The sequence below is a fragment of the Lentzea guizhouensis genome (assembly GCF_001701025.1).
GTDB classification, from domain to species: Bacteria; Actinomycetota; Actinomycetes; order Mycobacteriales; family Pseudonocardiaceae; genus Lentzea; species Lentzea guizhouensis.
In genome coordinates this window covers 5,581,226-5,603,559 of record NZ_CP016793.1, presented here as the reverse complement: position 1 = coordinate 5,603,559, position 22,334 = coordinate 5,581,226, and the positions used below count along the sequence as shown (strand labels likewise).

Below are 22,334 nucleotides of genomic sequence, written 5' to 3'. Positions count from 1 at the left end.
CTATCGTGCGCTTCTGGTGCACGAAAGCTCCCCGCGTGCGCTCCGCGACTACTGCGCGGCGGTGACCTTCACGCCGTCGATCACGAAGACGAGCGTCTCGTTCGGCTTGATGCCGTTGCCGCCCTGCCCGTACCCCTTGGCCGGCGGCACGATGAGCAGCCGGCGCCCCTTCTCCTTCAAACCGACGATGCCTTCGTTCCAGCCGTCGATGACCGGCGCCTGCCCGACGTTCTCCACGTCGAACGGCTCCCCGCGCTCGAACGAGCTGTCCAGCACCTTCTTGTCGCTGAACGTCGTGAGCTGGTAGTTCACCGAGGCCGTCGTCCCCGTCTTCACCTCGGCACCGGTCCCGGGCACGAGGTCCTTGATGATCAGCTCATCGGTGGGCTTGCACGCCGGGATCTCGACCTTGGGCGCCGCACCGAAGTCGCCGGTGACCTTGAAGTCGTCGGCCTTGCACGGACCGCCGGCGGCGGGCTGCTGCTCGCTGCCACAGGCCGTCAGGGCGGTCGTGGCCAGAGCGAGGGACGCGATGAGCAGGATGTTGCGCATGGCGGGGAGCTTATGGGGGGCGGTGTGAGCGGGGTGTAGCAGGCCAGGTGGGCTTCCGTGATCACGCCTCGTCGCGCGCCACGCCGCCCCACCGCCACCAGCCCTCTCGCCACCGCGAGCCGGGCCGCGTCATCGAAACGCACCGCGCCACCCGCCACCGAGCCCACTCGCCGAGCCAGGTCCGCCCTCCTGCCACCGAGCGCGGTCCGCCACCGCCCAACTGGGTCCGCCACCGCCCAACCGAGCCAGCCGCCAAGCCGGGCTCGCCACCACCGAGCGGTCCGCCGCCCAGCCGGGTCCACCTCCGCCCAACCGGGTCCACCTCCGCCCAACCGGGTCCACCTCCGCCGAACGCGCCCGCCACGCCCCCTTGCCGTGACCCCAACCCACCGGCCGACGCCCGGCCGTGCCGGTTGCTCCGCTCGGCCTCCCCTCACCCGCCACCACCGCCCCACAGGTGCGTTCGGGTGGGTGGGTCACCCTCATCCGACTCGGGGACGAAGCGTGGCGACGCCGTGTCACCGGTGTGCACGGATGCGGGCCGGCGTACCGCGTCAAGGGCGGTTATTCCGGTTGGAAATGTCGCACGAATAGCAGCTTCCTTATCTTTTGACCGACGCGTACAGTAACTCCGCGCACTTGATCGGACACTGAGAGCATTCGTCCGTTCGGGTAGCGGCCATTGAGGTGACCCAGGAGGTGGGACACGTGTCCGCGGAGGCCGGAGGCATCCGCAGCAACCTGATCCAGGAGTTGTTCTGGACTCGGACCGGGTTGCTCCTCCTCATACTCGTGGTGACGTCGGGGTCCACTTTGGCCATTTCCAGCCAAATGGATCCCGGTACGGCGCGGAACTTCTTGACGTCGGTCGGCACCGGAACGCTCATATCGGCGGTGGTGAGCTTCACGCAGACGTTGATCACTTCCCAGGCCGCGCAAAAGGCGCTGCTCACGCCGGTGGTCGAAGAGAGCCGCAAAGCGTTGAAAGAGCTCAGCGAGGAGTACCGGGCGCTCGACCGGGAGTTCTTCCCCAGTCACGTGTTCGAGCCGACGGCCAGACCGGACCCGGTGTTCAACCAGCTCATGATGCAGGACCTGGAGCGGACGCGGCTGTACTGCTTCCGCGGGTTCGCGGGCAGGTACGCGGCCGGGCGGGTGCTGCTCTCCCAGACGGAATGCGAGCTCAGGGCCGTGCTGGCCGACCCGCGCGACGCCAACGCGATCAGCGGGCGGGCCAGGTACCTGTTGCGGGGCGAAGGCGCCGACGGCGACTACGAGGAGATCCAGAAAAGGCTGAAGGAGCAGATCCGAATTGGACTCTTCGGGCTGTACGCGGCCAGGAGCAGGTGCACCAGAATCGACGTCACCATCGTTTCGGATCCGCCGCTCGACCGCCTCGAGTTGTTCGACGACAGCGCTTGGCTCACGTTGTACAGCAACACCGCGGGAGTGCTCAGGCCGTACCCGAGGACGCTGCGGTTCACCGAGAGCTCGTTCCTCTACGCGATGGAACGCGCGGAGTTCCTGCGGATCAGCGGCTCCAAGGCCGGGTACCACTTCGTCATCACACCGGCCACGTCGAGGAACGACTTCCTGGCGTTGTTCGAGAAGGTCACCGGAACACCACTCACCGACGACGGGTGCCGGGAGCTCGAAGAGAAGTTCCACGCATTCCGCCGCGAATTCTCCGCGTCCGCTCAGTTGAGGAGCTGATCGATCTTGCTAGCCGAGTTCACCGGGGTGTCCGCGCTCGACGAGCTCACCGCTCGGGTCAAGCGCGCCGACTTCCCCGTGGTCGACCACTGGGCCGAGGTCGGCGGGTGGTTCCGCGAGTGGGCGGCGCGGCCGGAGCTGCGCAAGGAGCTGCGCGCACATCTGGACGGGCTCACACCGCAGCAGGCCACGTGGGTGATCGCGCACTCGCGGGAGACGACGACCCACTTCGCGTGGTGCCTGAGAGACGAGCCGGGTGAGCAGTTCACGTTCTGGTTGCACGAGTACAAGCCGCTCGCGGACTGGCGCACGGGGTACGCGGACTCGGTGCACAACCACCGCTACCACTTCTGCACGACCATTCTGAGCGGCGCCTACCTGCACGAACGTTTCGACGCGCGGCTCGGTGTGGGCGGACGCACGATCATCAGCACCGAGCTGACCAAGCGCACTCAATGCGTCGCGGGCACCACGGGCACGCTGCTCGCGCACGAGTTCCACCGGATCCCACGCGCGGCCGACGGCACGATGACGTTCCTCGTCAAGTCGCGCGCCGTCACGCCGTGGAGCCTCAGCTACGACCCGGACACCGGTGTCAGCCATCGGCACGTGCCGGTCGAGGAACGTCTGGAGGATCTGACGAACAACCTCTGAGAGCCCCCGCGGCGCGCATACCATCAGCCCACCTGGTCAGGAGGGCTGATGATGCGTACGCGCACGACGATTCCCAGATCTGTCATAGCGGACGTGGAGCAACGGGTGCGGCGGCTGTGCGAGGACCTGGCGGCCAAGTTGCAGTTCCACGGCTGGCACCACGTGAGCTTCGTCCGGGACAAGGCCGTGCACTTCGCCGGCCGCAACGGCGCCGCGGCCGATGTCGTCGAGGTGGCCGCACTGGTGCACGACCTCAACTACATGGTCCGCCGCAACTCGCTGCCGACCGACGGCGAGGCGTTGCGGCGGAAAGTGCTGTTCGTCTCCGGTGTCTGCATCGGTGACATCGAGTGGGTCGAACGCATCGTCGTCGAGGCGGAGATGCGCACCCGTCACCGTGACATCTCTCTTGAGGCACAAGCGCTGTCGGACGCGGACACGCTGTTCAAGGCGCTGCCGGTGACACCGGTGGTCCTCGCGCACAAGTATCTGCAGGAGAACGGCATCACCCTGCGGGAGCTCGCGTACAAGATCGTGGGCGAGCAGGTGGGCAAGGCCGACGACGGCTACTACTTCTACGACGACGAAGCCGCCGCCACCTACACCAAGTGGGCCGAGGTGAACCTCTCGCTGTGGCGGTGCATCGTCGAGTCGCTCGACGACCCGTGCGTCGAGGACCTGCTCACCAAGGTCGTTTCCTGACCCCGCCCTACTGCCGCGTCTCGTGACGCAGCCGCAGATCAGCGGACGCGTTCAACGTGTAGGCGAGGCCCATCACGTTGCCCCGGCCGAGCATCTCCCACCGGGTCTGCCGCAGCGCCTCGCCCGCACCGAACCCGGCCGCGAGCCGGGCCAGCACCATGCCGGTCACCCACCCGGCCATGTCCTGCGGCACCGCCACCTCGGGGCTGACCACGCCGGCCGCGCCGTGCCGGATGAACGGCCGGACCAGCACGTCCACCGGAGAGGTGGCCATCACCAACGGCTTGCGCGTCGGCCAATGCGGCTGCGGCCAGACACCCTCGCGGCTCCACCGTTCGACCTCCTGCGCGTCGAGGAACCCCTCGCGGAAGTGCAGGTGCACGACGTCCACCGCCTCATCGGCCAACGCCCGCCCCAGCTCCGACGGGCTGACGTAGGCCGACGACACGGCCTCCGGCGGGACCATCGACATCAGCTCGGCGGCGTGCCGTTCGGTCAACGCCCGGTCCATCCCCGGATCGACCGCCATCAACACCTCGAACGGCCGCGGGTGCTCCGACACCTGCCGCACGAGCAGCCCGACCGGCTGTTCCACCACAGTGGACAGACCCCAGAAACCGAAGGGGCACAACACGTTTCCACTGTGGTCGGACACCGGGCAGTGCGCGGGCACCTCACCGCCGGGCCCGAACGGCCCGAACTGCCCCACCGACGCGCACAGCCGGTACGGCGCGTCGGCGAACGGCAGGTCGTAGACCAACGACCACGGCACGGGGTCGAAGTCCTCCCCCGCCACCAGCAGCTCCGCCGGACGCCCGCTCGACCGCGCCGAGCGGCGGACCGCCTCGGGCAGCGCCCGGTCGGTGAACAGCCGCGAGTACAGCGCCGCACCCTCGCGGGCCAACGCGGCCAGGTCCGCGCAGTACGCCGGGAAGTCCTTGCCGTACCAGGGGTCGAGCCCGGACACGTGCAGCACCGACCGCCGGTAGCCCGAGTCCAGGTTGATCCACGACGGCTTTGTCCCGCCGACGGCCACCAACGCGCGCGGACCGAGCACCAGCACCGAGGCCGCCCGCGTCGCGAGCGGCCCGATGTCGGCGAACGTCCGCGACAGCCGGAACCCCGGGTCCGTCGACTGCTCACCGGACCCGCCGGGAGGCACCCGCGCTCCGACCGGCATCAGCACGGTCTGGGCGTGCAGCGGCACCACACCCGCGTAGACCACCAGGGACCCGGCCCAGCGGCACGCGGCGTACGGCGTGGTCACCGGGAAGCTCACCCACGGGCTCGCCCCGTCGGCCGGCAGCACGAACGACTCGGTCTGCACCTCGCGCCCGGACATGCCGAGCACCGCCCGCAGCTCCAGGTCACCCGGCAACCGCGCGGCGTGCGCCCCGACGTGCACCCACACCTCGTAGTCGGCACCCGGCCGCAGCGCCCCCGCGACGCCCTCGGTCGCACCGGCAGCGCCACCACCACGGTGACGCGCGGTCGGCGGGCACGGCCGGCTGCGGCAGCGCGACGAACCCGACCGTCCCCCGCCGTTCCAGCTCGCGGAACTGCCAGAGGACGTCCTCGACCCGCACCTCACCCGCCCGCACCGGCGCGGCCAGCACCACGTGCGGCGTGCTCCACCCCATGACCACCGTCGCCGGGTCCACCCCGCTCACCCACGTGTGCACGGCGGTGAACAGCACGACCGGCCGCCCAAGCCCGCGCAACGCGCGCACGACCGGCGCCGAGTCCCACGTCCGCGTGTCGTGCAACGCCACCACGTCACCGGGCACGTCCGAGATCGACGGCAGGTCCTCGGCCGAGGCGAAGTGCCGGAGATCCAGCACCGCGAACCTCAGCGTCCGCAGCCGGGTCCGCACGGCGGCCGAGGCGGCCTGTCCGACGGCCAGCCCCTGGCTGACCTGCGCCCACCCGCCCGGATCGGTCACGACGAACAGCGACACCCGGCCGGTGAGCGCGGCGACGTGCTCCAGCGGCGTGCCTTCGCCGCCGGAGACGGTGAACTCAACGGGCGCCACAGCCGTACGCCTGGAGGTGCAGCTAGAACGGCCAGCCCAGCACCGGCAACCCGACCACGGCGTCCACGGCGAGACCGCAGAACACCAGCATCAGGTAGAGGTTCGACATGTGGAAGAACTTCATGGTGTTCGTGGAGCCGCCGCGACGCACGACGTTGTGCAGCTTGTGGGCGAAGACGGCGAACCACACGCCGGACAGCGCCGCCACGGCCACGTAGATCCACGAGGTGACCGGGGCCAGGGCCAGCGTGCAGACGACGGTGATCCAGCTGTAGATGACGATCTGCCGCGTCACCTGCGCGGCTGTGGCCACCACCGGCAGCATCGGCACGCCTGCGCGGGCGTAGTCGTCCTTGAACTTCATCGCGAGGGCCCAGGTGTGCGGCGGCGTCCAGAAGAAGATGACGCCGAACATGACCAGTGCCGGCCACTCGACCGTGCCCGTCACCGCGCTCCAGCCGATGATCACCGGCATGCAGCCCGCCATGCCGCCCCAGATGATGTTCTGGGAGGTGCGGCGCTTGAGCACGAGGGTGTAGACGAAGATGTAGAACAGGATCGTCGCCACCGCGAACACGGCCGACATGAGGTTGACGAAGATCCACAGGAACGCGAACGAGACGATTCCGAGCACGATGCCGAAGATCAGGGCGTTGCGCGGCGGGATGGCGTTGTGCGCGAGCGGGCGGGCCGCCGTCCGCTTCATGACCGAGTCGATGTCGGCGTCGACGTAGCAGTTGAGGGCGTTCGCCGACCCCGCGGCGAGAGTGCCGCCGGTGAGGGTGCAGGCGATCAGCCACAGCGGGGGCAGGCCGTGCTGGGCCAGCAGCATCGCGGGGATCGTGGTGATCAGCAGGAGCTCGATGACACGCGGCTTCGTGAGCGCCACATAGGCGCCGACAACCTGGCGAGGCGACCGGTTCGGGGCCTCGAGGACGGCACTCATCGCGTGAACGCTCCTCATGTCGCGAGTGGTGGGAAATCCAGCGACTGATGGTAACCGCGCACAGAATTCACAGCCCGTTTGGGTGCTGGTGTGCCTGGGCACACACCCAGCTGGGACCTTTCAGAGCAACATCGGCAACTGTCAGGACTAGGCTGGCCGCAGGACGAGGAACGCACGCGGGTCAGGCCTTTCGGGATCGATCCACCAAGATCGTCTGCGGACAGGTCGGGACCCGCCCAACCGACAGAGTGGAGCTGTAAGTCCGTGAGCGTCACCGACGACATCACCCGGCTCACCAAGGCCGATCTGCCTGATGACTGGACGGAGCTCGACAAGCGCGCCGTCGACACCGCTCGGGTGCTCGCGGCGGACGCCGTGCAGAACGTCGGCAACGGTCATCCCGGCACCGCGATGAGCCTCGCGCCCCTCGCGTACACGCTGTTCCAGCGGGTGCTGCGGCACGACCCCGCCGACCCGGACTGGATCGGCCGCGACCGGTTCGTGCTGTCCGCGGGCCACTCCAGCCTGACGCTGTACGTCCAGCTCTTCCTGTCGGGCTACGGCCTGGAGCTCGACGACCTCAAGCACCTGCGCAAGTGGGGCTCGAAGACGCCGGGCCACCCCGAGCACGGCCACACCCGCGGCGTCGAGATCACCACCGGCCCGCTGGGCTCCGGTCTGGCCGCCGCCGTCGGCATGGCCATGGCCGCCCGCCGCGAGCGCGGCCTGTTCGACCCGTCGGCCGCGCCGGGCCAGAGCCCGTTCGACCACCACGTCTACGTGATCGCCTCCGACGGTGACATCGAGGAGGGCGTCACCTCCGAGGCCTCGTCGCTCGCGGGCACGCAGCAGCTGGGCAACCTGGTCGTCTTCTACGACGACAACAAGATCTCCATCGAGGACGACACCACGATCGCGCTGTCCGAGGACACCGCGGGCCGCTACGAGGCCTACGGCTGGCACGTCCAGGTCGTCGAGTCCGGCGAGAACGTGAAGGGCATCCTCGAGGCCGTCGAGAAGGCCAAGGCCGTCACCGACAAGCCGTCGTTCATCCTGCTGCGCACGATCATCGGCTTCCCGGCGCCGACCAAGCAGAACACCGGTGCCGCGCACGGTGCCGCGCTGGGCGTCGACGAGGTCAAGGCCACCAAGGAGATCCTCGGCTTCGACCCCGAGCAGACCTTCGAGGTCGCCGACGAGGTGCTCGCGCACGCCCGTGAGGTCGTCAAGCGCGGTGAGCACGCCAAGGCCGAGTGGCAGAAGTCGTTCGACGCGTGGGCCTCGGCCAACGCCGAGAACAAGGCCCTGCTGGACCGCCTGGTCGCCCGTGAGCTCCCCGAGGGCTGGGACGCCGGTCTGCCCGTGTACGAGGTGGGCGGCAAGGAGATCCCGACCCGCAAGGCCTCCGGTGAGGTCATCAACGCGCTCGCCGAGCAGCTCCCGGAGCTGTGGGGCGGTTCGGCCGACCTGGCCGAGTCGAACCTGACCACGATCAAGGGCGCGAAGTCCTTCGGTCCGGCGGAGATCTCCACCGGCATGTGGAGCGCCGACCCGTACGGCCGCGTGCTGCACTTCGGTGTCCGCGAGAACGCGATGGGCATGATCCTCAACGGCATCGCGCTGCACGGCCCGACCCGTCCGTTCGGCGGCACGTTCCTCGTGTTCTCCGACTACATGCGCCCCGCCGTGCGCCTGGCCGCGATCATGAAGGCCGCCGTCACGTACGTGTGGACGCACGACTCCATCGGCCTGGGCGAGGACGGCCCGACGCACCAGCCGATCGAGCACCTCGCCGCCCTGCGCGCGATCCCGGACTTCGCGGTCGTCCGCCCCGGTGACGCGAACGAGACCGCCTTCGCGTGGAAGGCCGTCATCGAGCAGCTCGGCCCGGTCGGTCTCGCGCTGAGCCGGCAGAACCTCCCGATCCTGGAGGGCACCTCCGCGGAGGGCGTGAAGCGCGGCGGTTACGTGCTCTTCGGTGACGAGAACCCGGAGATCGTGATCATCGGCACTGGCTCTGAGCTGCAGGTCGCCGCCGAGGCGGGGAAGGTTCTGCAGGGCGAGGGCGTTGCAGTGCGTGTGGTGTCCATGCCGTCCATCGACTGGTTCGAGAAGCAGGACGCCGAGTACCGCGAGTCCGTCCTCCCGGCGTCGGTGAAGGCGCGCGTCGCCGTCGAGGCGGGCATCGCGCAGCCGTGGTACCGCTACGTCGGCGACGCCGGCGAGATCGTCTCGATCGAGCACTTCGGTGCCTCGGCCGACTACCAGGTCCTGTTCAAGGAGTTCGGCTTCACGACGGAAGACGTCGTCGCCGCCGCCCGCCGTTCCCTTGACAACGTGAGGGGTAACAAGTGAGCAAGCCGAATCTGGAAGCCCTGTCCGGCGCCGGAGTCTCGATCTGGCTCGACGACCTGTCCCGTGAACGGCTCACCAGCGGCAACCTGGACGAGCTGATCCGCGACTGGAACGTCGTCGGTGTCACCACGAACCCGACGATCTTCGCGGGCGCCCTGTCGAAGGGCGAGTCCTACGACGAGCAGGTCCGCGAGCTCGCGAACCGGGGCGCCGACACCGAGGCGACCATCCGCGAGGTCACGACGACCGACGTGCGCAACGCGTGCGACAAGTTCCGCGACGTCTACACCAGCACGAACGGTGTGGACGGCCGCGTGTCGATCGAGGTCGACCCGCGACTGGCGTTCGACACGGACAAGACCGTGGCCGAGGCGCAGGACCTGTGGAAGACCGTCGACCGGCCGAACCTGCTGGTGAAGATTCCGGCCACCGAGGCGGGCATCCCGGCGATCACGAAGGTGATCGCCGAGGGCATCTCCGTCAACGTGACGCTGATCTTCTCGGTCGAGCGCTACGAGAAGGTCATGGAGGCCTACGTCGCCGGCTTGGAGCAGGCCAAGGCGAACGGCCACGACCTGCGCTCGATCCACTCGGTCGCGTCGTTCTTCGTGTCCCGCGTGGACACCGAGATCGACAAGCGCCTGAAGGCGATCGGCACGGACGAGGCCACCGCGCTGCTGGGCAAGGCGGCGCTCGCCAACGCGTGGATCGCCTACGACGCGTTCGAGAAGACTTTCCAGGGTGAGCGCTGGGAAGCTCTCAAGGCCGGCGGCGCCAACGCGCAGCGCCCGCTGTGGGCGTCGACCGGTGTGAAGGACCCGAGCTACTCGCCGACGCTCTACGTCGACCAGCTCGTCGTCGCCGACGTCGTGAACACGATGCCGGAGAAGACGCTGCAGGCCGTCGCGGACAGCGGCAAGATCACCGGTGACACGGTCACCGGGCGCGCTGCGCAGGGCCAGGAGGTCTTCGACCAGCTCGCCGCCGTGGGAGTCGACCTCCAGGACGTGTTCGTCGCGCTGGAGACCGAGGGCGTCGAGAAGTTCGAGAAGTCCTGGGAAGAGTTGCTCGAGACGGTGACGAACCAACTGGCTCAACTGAAGGGCTGATCACGAAGTGACCTCCGTCGAAATCGTGAGGTCACCGAACGCCGACCAGGTCAGCACGATCGCTGCTGACCTGGTCGCGGATTCGGTGCCGAGCAAGCTGACCGCGCAGGACCCGACCCTGTGGGGGCCGGAAGCCGAGTCCGAGGCGAGCATTCGCCTCTCGTGGACGACGTTGCACGAGACGTCCCGTGCACTGCTCCCCGAGCTCAAGACGCTGCGCGAACAACTGCACGCCGAGGGCGTCGACCGCGTCGTGCTCGCCGGAATGGGGGGCTCGTCGCTGGCCCCCGAGGTGATCACGCGGACCGCGGGCGTCCCGCTGGTCGTGCTGGACACCACCGATCCCGCCCAGGTCGCCGACGCGCTCGCCGGTGACCTCGAGCGCACGGTGATCGTGGTGTCGTCCAAGTCCGGTGGCACGGTCGAGACCGACAGCCACCGGCGCATCTTCGAGAAGGCTTTCGCCGACGCGGGCATCGACGCCCCGTCGCGCATCGTGGTGGTCACCGACCCCGGCTCGCCGCTGCAGCAGGCGTCCGAGGAAGCGGGCTACCGCAAGGTGTTCCTGGCCGACCCGAACGTCGGTGGCCGGTACTCGGCGCTGACCGCGTTCGGCCTGGTGCCGTCCTACCTCGCGGGCGCCGACGTCGAAACGCTGCTCGACGACGCGGCCGCCGAGGCCAAGGTGCTGGCCGAGGACTCCGCCGAGAACCCCGCGGTGCAGCTCGCGGCGATCTTCGGTGCCGCGCACGCCCACGGCGCGGAGAAGATCGTGTTCGCGGACACCGGCTCCGGCATCGTCGGCTTCGGCGACTGGGCCGAGCAGCTGATCGCCGAGTCGACCGGCAAGAACGGCACCGGCCTGCTGCCGGTCGTCGTCGAGGGCCCCGGCGCGCCCGGTTTCGTGGACGCCCGCACGGACGCCACGACCGTCGCGATCGGACCGGCCACCGGGTCGGCGCACGTCGCGGTCGAGGGACCGCTCGGCGCGCAGTTCCTGTTGTGGGAGTACGCGACCGCGCTCGTCGGCCGGGTGCTGGGCATCAACCGTTCGACCAGCCCGACGTCGAGGCGGCGAAGAAGGCCTCGCGGGCCCTGCTGGACGCGCCGGCCGCCTCGGCGACCACGCCCTCCTTCGTGGACGGGCCGGTCGAGGGCCACGGCACCGACTGGGCACCGCGCAAGGTCGACACCGTCGCCGAGGCGCTCGCGGCGCTGGTCGAGGTCGCGCCCGAGCACGGCTACATCTCGGTTCAGGCGTACCTGGACAGGATCGACGACGCGTCGTTCGAGCTGCTCCGTGCGGAGATCGCGAAGAGGACGCACCTGCAGACCACGTTCGGCTGGGGTCCGCGCTTCCTGCACTCGACCGGCCAGTACCACAAGGGCGGTCATCAGAACGGCGTGTTCATCCAGATCACCGGCGAGTCCGGCGACGACCTGGAGGTGCCCGGCCGTCCCTACACGCTGGCGCAGCTGCAGCTCGCGCAGGCGCTCGGCGACGGTCAGGTGCTGGTCGAACACGGTCGCCCGGTGCTGCGGTTGCACCTGCAGGACCGCATCGCCGGCTTGGCCCAGCTCGTCGAGGCAGTCCAGGAGGACGGCTCGTGACCACATCCGCCAAGTGGCGCAACCCGCTGCGGGACGCGCGCGACAAGCGCATGCCCCGCATCGCGGGACCGAGCGCGCTGGTCATCTTCGGTGTGACCGGTGACCTGTCGCGCAAGAAGCTCATGCCCGCGATCTACGACCTCGCGAACCGAGGTCTGCTGCCGCCGGGCTTCGGTCTCGTCGGCTTCGCCCGCCGCGACTGGGCCGACCAGGACTTCATGAAGGTCGTGCACGACGCGGTGAAGGAGCACGCGCGCACGCCGTTCAACGAGGCCGTGTGGCAGCAGCTCGCCGAGGGCATCCGGTTCGTGCAGGGCACGTTCGACGACGACACGGCGTTCGACAACCTCGCCTCCTGCCTGGCGGCGCTCGACACCGAGCGCGGCACGGGCGGCAACCACGCGTTCTACCTGTCGATCCCGCCGGGCGCGTTCCCGACGGTGGTCAACCAGCTCAAGCGCGCGGGCCTGGCCCAGGCGCAGGGCGACCAGTGGCGCCGGGTCGTCATCGAGAAGCCGTTCGGCCACGACCTGAAGTCGGCCAAGGAGCTGAACAAGACGGTCAACGACGTCTTCCCCGAGGAGTCGGTGTTCCGCATCGACCACTACCTCGGCAAGGAGACGGTCCAGAACATCCTGGCGCTGCGGTTCGCGAACCAGCTGTACGAACCCATCTGGAACTCGAACTACGTCGACCACGTGCAGATCACCATGGCCGAGGACATCGGTCTCGGCGGCCGCGCGGGGTACTACGACGGCATCGGCGCCACGCGTGACGTCATCCAGAACCACCTGCTGCAGCTGCTCGCGCTGATCGCGATGGAGGAGCCGGTGTCGTTCAAGCCGGCCGACCTGCGCGCGGAGAAGGTGAAGATCCTCTCGGCGACGCGTCCGGCCGAGCCGTTCGAGGAGACCACCTCGCGCGGCCAGTACACCGGTGGCTGGCAGGGCGGGCAGAAGGTGCCCGGCCTGCTGGAGGAGGGCGGCTTCTCGCCCGAGTCGAAGACCGAGACGTTCGGTGCGATCACCTGCGAGGTCAACACCCGCCGGTGGGCCGGGGTGCCGTTCTACCTGCGCACCGGCAAGCGCCTGGGCCGCCGCGTCACCGAGGTGGCCGTGGTGTTCAAGCGGGCGCCGCACCTGCCGTTCGACGACACCGCGACCGAGGAGCTCGGCCAGAACGCGCTCGTCGTGCGCGTGCAGCCGGACGAGGGCGTGACCATCCGGTTCGGCTCGAAGGTGCCGGGCAACACGATGGAGGTCCGCGACGTCACGATGGACTTCGGCTACGGCCACTCGTTCACCGAGTCGTCGCCGGAGGCCTACGAGCGGCTGCTGCTCGACGTGCTGCTCGGTGAGCCGTCGCTCTTCCCGAAGAACGACGAGGTCGAGCTCTCCTGGGAGATCCTCGACCCGATCCTCGAGTTCTGGGCCAGCAAGGACGAGCCCGCGCTCGAGAAGTACAAGGCCGGTACGTGGGGGCCGCCGTCGGCGGACGCGATGACGGCTCGGACCGGAAGGCACTGGAGGCGTCCGTGATCATCGACCTGCCCTCGACCACCACCTCCCAGATCAACTCGCGGCTCGTCCGGCTGCGCGACGAGGGCGGTGCGACGACCCTGGGTCGCGTGCTGACCCTCGTGATCGTGACCGAGGACGGCCAGCGCACCGACGCCGCGATCGACGCGGCCAACGACGCCTCCCGCGAGCACCCGTGCCGCGTGATCGTCGTGGCCCGCGGTGCCCGGCAGGCGGCCCCTCGCCTGGACGCGCAGATCCGCGTCGGCGGTGACGCGGGTGCGTCCGAGGTCGTCGTCCTCCGGCTGTACGGCGAACTGGCCAAGGAAGGCGCCTCGTGCGTCATGCCGCTGCTGCTGCCGGACACCCCGGTCGTGGCGTGGTGGCCGTTCGACGCGCCGGTGTCGCCGTCGAAGGACCCGATCGGCCAGCTCGCCCAGCGCCGCATCACCGACGCGGCCGCGGAGAAGAACCCGATCAAGGCCCTGGAGACCCGGCGGGCGCACTACGCGCCGGGTGACACGGACCTGGCCTGGACGCGCCTGACGTTGTGGCGCGCCATGCTCGCGTCCTCGCTGGACCTGCCGCCGTACGAGAAGGTCGTCGACGCCGAGGTGACCGGTGAGGCCGACTCGCCGTCCACCGACCTGCTGGCCGCGTGGCTGACCGACCGGCTGAAGGTGAACGCCAAGCGCTTCAAGGCGACCTCGGGCGAGGGCATTGTCCAGGTCACCCTGAACCGCCCGTCCGGTCACGTCGACCTGCACCGCCCCGACGGCAAGGTCGGCACGCTGACCCAGCCGGGCCAGCCGTCGCGGCGGGTGGCGCTGCAGCGCCGTTCGGTGCGCGACTGCCTCGCCGAGGAGCTCCGCAGGCTCGACCCCGACGAGGTCTACGCGGCGGCGCTGAAGTCGCTGTCGAAGGTCTCGAAGGGCCGCACGGCCGCGCCGAAGTCCGAGGCGGCCACGGCTGCGGCCGCCGGTGAGCCGGAGGCGGCGGCCGGCACCGCGGCGCCGAACGGCAAGCCGGCGCGGCGAAGAAGTCCAAGGCGAAGGCGAGCTCGTGAGCAACCCTCAGGTGGTGGTCCACCGCGACGGCGACCTGCTGGCGCCGCCGCGGCGGCCCGCCTGGTGACCCGCATGGTCGACGCCCAGGCCGCCCGCGGCTCGGCGTCGGTCGTGCTCACCGGCGGCCGCACCGGCACCGCGGTCCTGAAGCACCTGAACCGGGGCGGCGCCCGTGACGCCGTGGACTGGTCCCGGGTGGACCTGTTCTGGGGCGACGAGCGCTTCCTGCCCTCCGGCCACCCGGACCGCAACGAGACGCAGGCCCGCGCGGCGCTGCTGGACCACGTCCCGCTCGACCCGTCTCGCGTGCACGTCATGGAACCCTCGGACGGCAAGTTCGGCGACGACCCGGAAGCCGCCGCCGAGGCCTACGCGTCGTTGCTGGCGTCTCTGGCCCGCCCGGAGGACGACGGCGACGTGCCGTCGTTCGACGTCTGCATGCTGGGCGTCGGCGAGGAGGGCCACGTGGCCTCGATCTTCCCCGCTTCTCCTGCCGTGTACGAGAAGGAGCGGTCGGTCGTGGCCGTCCGCAACTGCCCCAAACCGCCCCCGACCCGCGTCTCGCTGACGCTGGGCGCGGTGCGCAACTCGCAGGAGGTCTGGCTGATGACCACCGGCGAGGCCAAGGCGGCGGCCGTGGCGATGGGCCTGACGGGCGCGGGCGAGGTGCAGCTCCCGGCGGCCGGTGCCACCGGACGCCGGCGCACGTTGTGGTTGCTCGACACGGCGGCGGCCTCGAAGGTCCCCGCCCTGTTCCAGCCACCACTGGCATGACGAGGCCCCCGGTTCACGCCGGGGGCCTTTTTCATTCAGGCGAGCTGTCGAACGCGGGCAGTCGCAGCGCCGGCCCGTTTCGCGCGGTGCGCCGACCAGCCCCTCGGCGTTCCGCGACCGGGGTGAGGTGCCGGCGTGGCGGGAGACGGGTTCGTCGGAGCACACGGGGCCAACCGGCACAACAACGTGTTCCTGCGCCTGGACGCGGTGGGTCTGCCCAAGACCGCCCACGTCCTGCCCGGTCCGGTAGGTTCACACGGAGCCTTCCGCTGGGGGACAACATGATCGTCGTTCGTGAGGTGCACCTGTCCGACGCGGACGCGATCTGCGCGATCAACCGCGACGCGCTGGGCTACGACTTCTCCCCCGAGGACACGCGCGCCCAGCTGGAGCGCATCATCAAGGCGCCGCACATCGCGCTGTTCGTGGCCGCCGAGGGTGCGGACGTGCTGGGGTACATCCAGCTCTGCGACTACGAGAACACCTACCACCGGCCGTTGAAGAACCTCGTCACGCTGGCGACCTCCCCCGCGCACCGGCGGCGTGGGGTGGCGCGGCGGCTGCTGGAGGTCGGCGAGTCGTGGGCGCGGGCGGACGGAGCGGCCGGGGTGCGGCTGGTGACCGGGCACAACCGGGTGGACGCGCGGGAGTTCTACGCGGCGCACGGGTACGAGGTGCGCAAGGAGCAGACGAACCTGATCAAGTGGTGGGACCGAGCAGGGTCCGCATCGCGCTGACCGGCAGCGCGGGGTTGGCGGCGGCGTCCTCGGCTGTCGTGGGGTCGTCGAGCAGGCCGAGGAGCACGTCCGCGGGCAGGGACGGGTGGCGGGCGGCTGCTGCGCGGCCCCGGTCGTCGTGCAGGCAGAGCAGCAGCGTCTCGGTTGACGTGTTCGGGTGGGCGGCGACCTCGCGGAACGTCTTGTGGCCTGCCGGGGCGTTCGTCGCCAGGTGGTGCAGCAGGTCTGGTGGGCAGTTCGGGTTCAACGCGGCTCGGGGGAACACCGGGGTGCCGTGGCGGTGCACGACCTCCCGGAGTTGAGACACCGCCAGAGCGGGCGCGACCCCCTTGGCCACGGCCAGGTCGGTGTCGGTGGCAAGCAGGTCCAGGACGTCGGGCGGCAGGTCTCCGCGCTGGGCCACCAGGGCGCGCACCTGCGGCACGTCGGACGCCGCGAGCAGGCGGAGCTCGTCCGGGGTGGCGGTGGCGACGCGCGGCACCAGGGTGGGGCCGATGCGCGTGGTGGGGGCGATGTCGGCCAACAGGTCGAGGGGGATCTTCGGGTTGTGGGCGAGGTTGCGCCGGGTCTCCTGGCACGCGGTGGCGAGCGAGCGCAGCACGGGTTCAGGCGTCACCGGGTTGGCGGCGAGCTCCCAGCGGACGCCGGGAAGCGGGTCCTCGGCGAGGCGTTCGCAGGCCTCGGGCGGGAGGTCGCGGCGGGCGGCGAGGGCCAGGCGCGCCAGCGGGTTCTCGTGGGTGGCGAGGTGGAACAGCTCCACGGGCGAGAGGTCAGGGCGTTCGGCCGGCAGCACGTCCGGGTCGGGGATCGGGTCGTCGCTCACGAGGGTCATGTGGCACCGGACGCGTTGCGCCGCGGAGAGGTCGGTGCGGCGGGACAGGTGCCACTTCAGGTCCTGGTCGGCCAGAGCGACCAGCCGGGCGAGCAGGTCCGGTGGCAGCGACGGGTTCTCCGCCAGGCCGTGCAGTGCGTTCACGGTTGCAGTCTTGCTCTCACGGCGGCCGGAAGCGCGGGATTTCCGGCCAGGGCGGCGCGCACGACCTGGTTCTCGTCCCTGGCGAGCTGTTCGTACAACGCGGGCGGCAGGTCGGTCCGCAGCGCCGTGACCCGCCGGACCGCGAACGACTCGTGTGCCGCCAACGTGACAAGCACTTCCACGGGTGTGGCGGGGTTCTCGGCCAGCGCGAACGACACGAAGTCCTCCGAGCTGAGGCGAGCGAGTAGTGCGGGAGGCGTGGAAGCGTTGCGCGCCAACGCTCTGCGCACCCGGCGGTCCGGATGCCGGCTCAGCGTCTCGGCGAGCTCGGCCGGCAGCGTCCGGTACTGGGCGACCAGGGCGACGGCGTCCGAGTCGACCAGCAGGTCCACCACGTCGGCGGGAAGCTCCGGGACGTGCACCAGAGTCCACCGCAGGCTTGTGTTCGCCGCAATGGTCCGGATTCCGGCCTCGTCCACGAGACCGGACCGCAGCGCCAGGCTGATGACCTTCACGTCGCCGGTGGCGAGCACTGCGCTCATCTGGTCGGCGGACAGGTCGCCGCCCTCCGCGAGCAACGTCCTGAGTTCCTCTGCGTTCATCCGGACCGGTCCCCCTGCTGACGAGCCGGGCATTCCCCTCGGCACCGCGTATCATCTCGAATCGCGTTGAGGCAGCGGGGGTTTTGTGGCGAACGGCAGTGCGAAGCGACGGCCCACCATCGGGATGATCACCGCGGGCCCGTTGATCGAGCTCGCTGGCGAGCAGTGGCGTGGGGTCAGCGACGGCGCGCAGCGGCTCGGGTGCGACCTGGTGTGCTTCGTGGGCAGCGAGCTGAACCACCCGGACCCGCACAAACGCCGTGCCAACGCCGTGTTCGACCTCATCTCGCCGGACCGGATCGACGCGCTGGTCGTGTGGACGACGCGCATGGGGCAGCTCATCGGGCCCGAAGGCATGCAGGAGTTCGTGAAGCGGTACGCGCCCATGCCGATCGTGAGTGTGGAGACCACCCTCGGGCCGTGGCCGTCGATCCTGATGGACAACCGCAAGGGCATGAAGCAGGCGGTCGACCACCTCATCGAGGTGCACGGCCGGAGGCGCATCGCGTTCGTGCGCGGGCCGCTGTCGCACATCGGGGCGAACGAGCGGTTCCAGGGGTACGCGGACTCGTTGCGCGCCCACGGGATTCCGCTCGACCCCAGGCTGGTGACGCGGCCGGGCTCGTTCATCTGGGAACCGGGCACCGCCGCGGACGCGGTGCGCAGGATGCTCGCCGAGGTGCAGTTGCCGCCGGACGCCATCGCCGCCGCCAACGACGACTACGCGATCGGTGTCGTGTCCGCGCTGGAGGAGCTGGGTTTCCGCACGCCGGAGGACATCGCGGTCGTCGGGTACGACAACCACACCAACGTGCGCACGCACGACCTCGGCTACACCACCACCTCCGGTGCCGGCCACCAGGTCAGGGTGCACCGCAAGGTGAACATCGACGCGGCGATGCCCGCGTTCACCACCGTCCGCGCGCCGTTCCACGACATGGGCATCAGGGCGGCGGAACTGGCACTGGCCCTGGTCCTCAAGCGGCCGGTGCCGCAGGTGCAGACGCTGCGGACCGAGCTGGTCGTGCGCAGGTCGTGCGGCTGCCTGCCGACGGGGCTGGGCGGGCACGCGCCCGCGCACGGCCGGCTGAACATCTCCGAGTCGGCGACCGCGCACACCGTGGCCGACCACCTGCGGTCCTCGCTCGGCCCGTCGTCGGGGGCGTTGCCGGACGGCTGGGCCGAGCAGCTCGTCGTCGAGCTGATGGCGGCCGGGCGTGGTGAGGTCCAAGGCGCCGGGTTCCTCGAGATGCTCGCCGAGTACATCAGGGCGAGCGCGCGCGCCGGGTGTGCGCCGGAGAGCTGGTGGGCGCCGCTGTTCGACCTGTACCGGTTCGTCACCGCACGGGTCAGCGACGCCACGTTGATCCAGGAACTGTGGTTGCGCGTGCAGTTGCTGGTGGGCGATGCGTTCCGCACGGACGCGAAGTTCGCCTATCTCTCTCACGAGCGCCACGACCAGACGGTGCGCGAAGCCGGGCAACGGCTCGTCGCGTCGAGGGACGTCACGGAGCTGACGGACGCGTTGGTCGAGGAGCTTCCTCGGCTCGGCATACCCGCGTGTCACGTCATGTCGTACGAAGCGCCCGGTATCGCCCGTGTGCTCGTGCGGTACGAAGAGGGCAAGCTGCGCACCGACTTCCCGGAGACGCCGTTCCCCGCCCTCACCCTGACGCCGTACCGGTTCCGCCGCGATGTGCCGTTCAGCGCGCTGGTCGCCCCGCTGCACACCGACGACGAGCAGCTCGGGTACGTGATCTTCGAGGAGGGCCCCGAGCAGGGCTGGATGTACGAGGCCGTGCAGCAGCAGCTCAGCAGCGCGTTGCGCGGGATCCGGCTGATGCAGGAGCTGAAGGACGCGCGCGCCCGGCTCGAGGAACGCGTCGGCGAGACCGAGGCCCAGCTGCGGCACGCGCAGAAGATGGAGGCCATCGGCCGGCTGACCGGTGGCATCGCGCACGACTTCAACAACATCCTGACCGTGGTGAACGGCAACAGCGAGATGCTGCTGCGGCGCACCCTCCCCGACGACCCGCGCCGCACCGCGATCGAGGACATCCTCCACGCCGGCGAACGGGCGGCGAACCTGACCAGGCAGCTGCTCGCGTTCACCCGCCAGCAGGTGCTGCACCCCGAGTCGCTCGACCTCGGGGAGAACCTCGCCAAGATCGGCTCGATGCTGCGCACGCTCGTCGGCGACCACATCGAGCTGACGTTCGACCTGCCGGACGGCGTGTCGCGGGTGTGGGCGGACGCGGGCCAGATCCAGCAGATCCTGTTCAACCTCGCGGTGAACTCACGCGACGCGATGCCCCAGGGCGGCACCCTGTCCGTGGAGATCGCCGACGCGACCCTCGGTCCCGGCGACACCGGCCGGATCGTCGGCGTGCGGCCGGGCGAGTACGTCGTGATGCGCGTGCGCGACACGGGTGTGGGCATGGACGCGGCGGTGCTGGCGCAGGTGTTCGAGCCGTACTTCACGACGAAACCGGTCGGCAAGGGCACCGGGCTCGGCCTGTCCACGGTGTTCGGCATCGTGCAGCAGAGCGGTGGCCAGATCGAGGTCCTGAGCGCACCCGGCCAGGGCACGACCGTCGAGGTCTACCTGCCGGTGCCACACGAGAGAGAGGGCACGGCGACGGCGCCGTACGCGCGTCGCGTCACCACGCAGCTGGGTGCGGGCACCGTCCTGCTGGTGGAGGACGACTCCCAGGTGCGGGTCATGACCCGGCGGTCGCTGGAGACCGCCGGGTACGCGGTGATCGAGGCGGGCGACGGCCAGGAGGCGCTGCAGCTCGCGACCGAGCACCGCAGCGCCATCGACCTCGTGCTCACCGACGTCGTCATGCCGAAGATGGGCGGGCCTGAGCTGGTGGCATTGCTGCGGTCCACCGGCGTGGCACCCGCGGTCATCTACATGTCCGGCTACACGGTGGACGAGCCGATGACGTCCGAGGTGCTGATCAGCAAGCCGTACGTGGAGTCGGAGCTGCTGGAGAAGGTGCGCGAGGTCCTGGGTCAGGACGCCTGAGCGCGCCTGGCGACGGCGAGCCGCACGGTCTCGTCGAGCGCCTCGATCCGGAACGGTTTCTGCAGGTAGCCCGCCACGTCGTGACCGGCGAACCGGCGTTCCAGCACGGTGCGGTCGTGGCCGCTGGTCAGCACGACGGGCACGGACAGCCCTTCGCGTTCGACCTCGGTCAGCACCTCGCCGCCGGACAGGCCCGGCATGCTGTGGTCCAGCAGCATCGCGCTGATCTCCGCACGGCGCTCGCGCAGGATCGCGATCGCCTCGGTGCCGTCCACCGCCTGCACGACGGTGTAGCCCAGCTCCTCGAGCAGGCTGACGGTGTACCTCCGCACGGGGTCCTCGTCCTCGACCACGAGCACCAGACCGGCTTGCTGCATGCGCGTCAGTATGCCGGAAACCATTCGTCCCTTCGGCACCAGGTGCGTGAATATTGTCGATAATGATTCACCGGCTGCTCCATCAGTGTGACCAGGACCATTTGGACTACATCGTCGTATGTGTTGTTGCGCTAGCCTCCGTGCACCGCTGCCGCGCCACGCCGGGAAAGAGGCACCGAGAAAGGCGAACTTCATGCGCAAAGCGACGGCAGCGGCCGGTCTGGCCGTGCTGTTCACATTGTCTTCCACACCCGCGAACGCCGATGTCATTCCTTCGGAGCGGGTGACGATCGACGTGGTGACGATCAACGGGTCCGGGTGCAGGCAGGGCACCGCGGAAGTGGTCGTCGCCCCGGACAACACGTCGTTCTGGGTGCTCTACAGCGACTACCTGGCTCAGGCGGGCAAGGGCGCGGGCGCCACCGACTTCCGGAAGAACTGCCAGCTCAACCTGCAGATCAACATTCCGCAGGGCTTCACCTACGGCATCGCGGAGGCCACCTACGGCGGTTTCGCGCACCTCGAACGCGGCGCGACCGGGCACCAGTGGGTGAACTACTACTTCCAGGGCCAGTCGGCGAACAACCAGAAGAAGCACACCTTCACCGGGCCGGTCGACGACAACTGGCGGGTGACCCACCGGACCGAGTTCGCGGACATCGTCTACGCGCCGTGCGGCGAGAAGCGCAATCTCAACGTCAACAGCGCCCTGCGCGTCGACAAAGGTTCAGCGGACCCGAATGCGAACAGTTTCATGACGATGGACTACGCGCGTGGCGAGGTGCGCACGTTGTTCCAGTTCTCGTGGAAGCGCTGCGACTAGGAACCTGACGATTTTCTGACAATCCGCCGCCATCCCCGCCTGTGAGTTGCGTCGGAAAGGTGTCCCATGCTCAACGCGGTTGCCGCTGCCCTGCTGGCCTCGTCCATCGTCATCCCGCCCGGCGCGCCGAACGACACGCCGCCGCCCGACCACATCACGATCGACATCGTGACCGTCAACGGTTCCGGCTGCCCCGCCGGCACGGCGGCCGTCGCGGTGTCCGAGGACAACAAGGCGTTCACGGTCACCTACAGCGACTTCCTCGCCCAGGTCGGCGTGGGTGCCCGACCGACCGACTTCAGGAAGAACTGCCAGCTCAACCTGCGGGTCAACGTCCCGCAGGGCTTCACCTACGGCATCGCCCAGGCCGACTACAGAGGTTTCGCGCACCTGGAGCGCGGCGCTCATGCGGTCGAGAAGGCCAACTACTACTTCCAGGGCATGTCGCAGACGGAGTCGCTCTCGCACCGGTACAACGGCCCGCACAGCGACGACTGGCAGGCCACGGACACGACCGAGCTGGCCGCGATCGTCTACTCGCCGTGCGGTGAGCAGCGGCACTTCAACATCAACACCGAGCTGCGCGTGTACGCGGGCACCTCGGACACCGCGACCACGACGAGCTTCATGTCGATGGACTCGACCGACGGGGAGATCGACACGACGTACCGGTTCTCGTGGAAGCTCTGCCCGTAGGCCCTGACCTGCTCGATCGCTACCGCACACGCCCCGTGCGTGTGCGGTAGCACATTGAT

The 22,334-nt window shown here is 69.7% G+C and carries 18 protein-coding genes and 1 pseudogene; 12 read left to right on the top strand and 7 right to left on the bottom strand.

The genetic code is table 11. From position 1 onward, the window contains the following. Positions 1-48: 48 nt before the first annotated feature. Entirely contained in the window at positions 49-552 is a 504-nt protein-coding gene (locus tag BBK82_RS27545) for an FKBP-type peptidyl-prolyl cis-trans isomerase (RefSeq protein WP_065917597.1), read from the bottom strand. A 699-nt stretch (positions 553-1,251) separates the two neighbouring features. Between BBK82_RS27545 and BBK82_RS27540 the strand changes: the two genes are divergently transcribed. From BBK82_RS27540 to BBK82_RS27530, 3 genes are read left to right on the top strand one after another with little or no spacing between them, the layout of a single operon-like run. Continuing rightward, on the top strand, positions 1,252-2,265 hold the full coding sequence (locus tag BBK82_RS27540; protein WP_065921395.1) for a hypothetical protein: 1,014 nt from the start codon (positions 1,252-1,254) through the stop codon (positions 2,263-2,265). 6 nt (positions 2,266-2,271) lie between these two features. Continuing rightward, the gene (locus tag BBK82_RS27535; protein WP_065917596.1) at positions 2,272-2,919 is read left to right on the top strand and encodes a hypothetical protein; all 648 of its coding nucleotides are present in this window, start codon (positions 2,272-2,274) and stop codon (positions 2,917-2,919) included. Between the two features lie 51 nt (positions 2,920-2,970). Continuing rightward, entirely contained in the window at positions 2,971-3,621 is a 651-nt protein-coding gene (locus BBK82_RS27530) for an HD family phosphohydrolase (protein ID WP_065921394.1), read from the top strand. Positions 3,622-3,628: 7 nt separating this feature from the next. Here BBK82_RS27530 and BBK82_RS27525 read toward each other — a convergent pair whose 3' ends face one another. Genes BBK82_RS27525 through BBK82_RS27515 form a run of 3 tightly spaced genes read right to left on the bottom strand, consistent with a single transcriptional unit; the run spans position 3,629 to position 6,600 of the window. Next, positions 3,629-5,026, bottom strand: coding sequence for a hypothetical protein (locus BBK82_RS27525; protein ID WP_065917595.1), 1,398 nt, complete (start codon positions 5,024-5,026; stop codon positions 3,629-3,631). Beyond that, positions 4,989-5,654 (bottom strand): hypothetical protein, encoded by a 666-nt coding sequence (locus BBK82_RS27520; protein ID WP_065917594.1) that lies wholly within the window; start codon positions 5,652-5,654, stop codon positions 4,989-4,991. The genes BBK82_RS27525 and BBK82_RS27520 overlap by 38 nt, the downstream gene beginning before the upstream one ends. A 22-nt stretch (positions 5,655-5,676) precedes the next feature. Next, the gene (locus tag BBK82_RS27515) at positions 5,677-6,600 is read right to left on the bottom strand and encodes a heme o synthase (protein ID WP_065917593.1); all 924 of its coding nucleotides are present in this window, start codon (positions 6,598-6,600) and stop codon (positions 5,677-5,679) included. A 264-nt stretch (positions 6,601-6,864) separates the two neighbouring features. Between BBK82_RS27515 and tkt the strand changes: the two genes are divergently transcribed. From tkt to BBK82_RS51790, 6 genes and pseudogenes are all read left to right on the top strand, one after another. Beyond that, on the top strand, positions 6,865-8,955 hold the full coding sequence (tkt, locus tag BBK82_RS27510) for a transketolase (protein WP_065917592.1): 2,091 nt from the start codon (positions 6,865-6,867) through the stop codon (positions 8,953-8,955). Continuing rightward, positions 8,952-10,064: a transaldolase gene (gene tal / locus BBK82_RS27505; protein WP_065917591.1), complete on the top strand. Its 1,113-nt coding sequence runs from the start codon at positions 8,952-8,954 to the stop codon at positions 10,062-10,064. The genes tkt and tal overlap by 4 nt, the downstream gene beginning before the upstream one ends. Positions 10,065-10,071: 7 nt before the next feature. Further along, a pseudogene (locus BBK82_RS27500) lies at positions 10,072-11,675 on the top strand (glucose-6-phosphate isomerase). A 50-nt stretch (positions 11,676-11,725) separates the two neighbouring features. Continuing rightward, positions 11,726-13,213 carry a glucose-6-phosphate dehydrogenase gene (gene zwf / locus BBK82_RS27495; protein WP_065921393.1) on the top strand — a complete coding sequence of 496 codons (1,488 nt, stop codon included), beginning with the start codon at positions 11,726-11,728 and terminating at the stop codon, positions 13,211-13,213. Then, the gene (gene opcA / locus BBK82_RS52370; protein ID WP_071812879.1) at positions 13,210-15,033 is read left to right on the top strand and encodes a glucose-6-phosphate dehydrogenase assembly protein OpcA; all 1,824 of its coding nucleotides are present in this window, start codon (positions 13,210-13,212) and stop codon (positions 15,031-15,033) included. Before zwf ends, opcA begins: the two co-directional genes overlap by 4 nt. A 281-nt stretch (positions 15,034-15,314) precedes the next feature. Next, complete coding sequence (locus BBK82_RS51790; RefSeq protein WP_170067970.1) at positions 15,315-15,770, top strand: GNAT family N-acetyltransferase; 456 nt, start codon at positions 15,315-15,317, stop codon at positions 15,768-15,770. Here BBK82_RS51790 and BBK82_RS27480 read toward each other — a convergent pair. Next, positions 15,733-16,746: a hypothetical protein gene (locus BBK82_RS27480; protein WP_065917590.1), complete on the bottom strand. Its 1,014-nt coding sequence runs from the start codon at positions 16,744-16,746 to the stop codon at positions 15,733-15,735. The two genes, BBK82_RS51790 and BBK82_RS27480, sit on opposite strands and share 38 nt — an antisense overlap. After that, positions 16,743-17,348, bottom strand: coding sequence for a hypothetical protein (locus BBK82_RS27475; protein ID WP_065917589.1), 606 nt, complete (start codon positions 17,346-17,348; stop codon positions 16,743-16,745). The genes BBK82_RS27480 and BBK82_RS27475 overlap by 4 nt, the downstream gene beginning before the upstream one ends. 124 nt (positions 17,349-17,472) lie before the next feature. Here BBK82_RS27475 and BBK82_RS27470 point away from each other — a divergent pair, with 124 nt between their 5' ends. Continuing rightward, positions 17,473-20,379: a substrate-binding domain-containing protein gene (locus BBK82_RS27470; protein ID WP_154697537.1), complete on the top strand. Its 2,907-nt coding sequence runs from the start codon at positions 17,473-17,475 to the stop codon at positions 20,377-20,379. Here BBK82_RS27470 and BBK82_RS51785 read toward each other — a convergent pair. Continuing rightward, positions 20,367-20,756, bottom strand: coding sequence for a response regulator (locus BBK82_RS51785; protein ID WP_065917587.1), 390 nt, complete (start codon positions 20,754-20,756; stop codon positions 20,367-20,369). The genes BBK82_RS27470 and BBK82_RS51785 overlap by 13 nt on opposite strands. Positions 20,757-20,949: 193 nt before the next feature. On the opposite strand from BBK82_RS51785, the gene BBK82_RS27460 reads away from it, so the two are divergent. Both BBK82_RS27460 and BBK82_RS27455 read left to right on the top strand, forming a co-directional pair. Next, on the top strand, positions 20,950-21,579 hold the full coding sequence (locus BBK82_RS27460) for a DUF4360 domain-containing protein (RefSeq protein ID WP_065917586.1): 630 nt from the start codon (positions 20,950-20,952) through the stop codon (positions 21,577-21,579). 66 nt (positions 21,580-21,645) lie between these two features. Then, on the top strand, positions 21,646-22,275 hold the full coding sequence (locus tag BBK82_RS27455; protein ID WP_065917585.1) for a DUF4360 domain-containing protein: 630 nt from the start codon (positions 21,646-21,648) through the stop codon (positions 22,273-22,275). Positions 22,276-22,334 lie beyond the last annotated feature (59 nt).

What these genes read in the sequence shown, in the direction of transcription:
- BBK82_RS27460 (WP_065917586.1), top strand. Translation starts at nt 20,950, where the DNA reads ATGCGCAAAGCGACGGCAGCGGCCGGTCTGGCCGTGCTGTTCACATTG.
- BBK82_RS27515 (WP_065917593.1), bottom strand. Translation starts at nt 6,600, where the DNA reads ATGAGTGCCGTCCTCGAGGCCCCGAACCGGTCGCCTCGCCAGGTTGTC.
- zwf (WP_065921393.1), top strand. Translation starts at nt 11,726, where the DNA reads ATGCCCCGCATCGCGGGACCGAGCGCGCTGGTCATCTTCGGTGTGACC.
- BBK82_RS27455 (WP_065917585.1), top strand. Translation starts at nt 21,646, where the DNA reads ATGCTCAACGCGGTTGCCGCTGCCCTGCTGGCCTCGTCCATCGTCATC.
- BBK82_RS51790 (WP_170067970.1), top strand. Translation starts at nt 15,315, where the DNA reads ATGATCGTCGTTCGTGAGGTGCACCTGTCCGACGCGGACGCGATCTGC.
- BBK82_RS27530 (WP_065921394.1), top strand. Translation starts at nt 2,971, where the DNA reads ATGCGTACGCGCACGACGATTCCCAGATCTGTCATAGCGGACGTGGAG.
- BBK82_RS27470 (WP_154697537.1), top strand. Translation starts at nt 17,473, where the DNA reads ATGATCACCGCGGGCCCGTTGATCGAGCTCGCTGGCGAGCAGTGGCGT.
- BBK82_RS27545 (WP_065917597.1), bottom strand. Translation starts at nt 552, where the DNA reads ATGCGCAACATCCTGCTCATCGCGTCCCTCGCTCTGGCCACGACCGCC.
- BBK82_RS27475 (WP_065917589.1), bottom strand. Translation starts at nt 17,348, where the DNA reads ATGAACGCAGAGGAACTCAGGACGTTGCTCGCGGAGGGCGGCGACCTG.
- BBK82_RS51785 (WP_065917587.1), bottom strand. Translation starts at nt 20,756, where the DNA reads ATGCAGCAAGCCGGTCTGGTGCTCGTGGTCGAGGACGAGGACCCCGTG.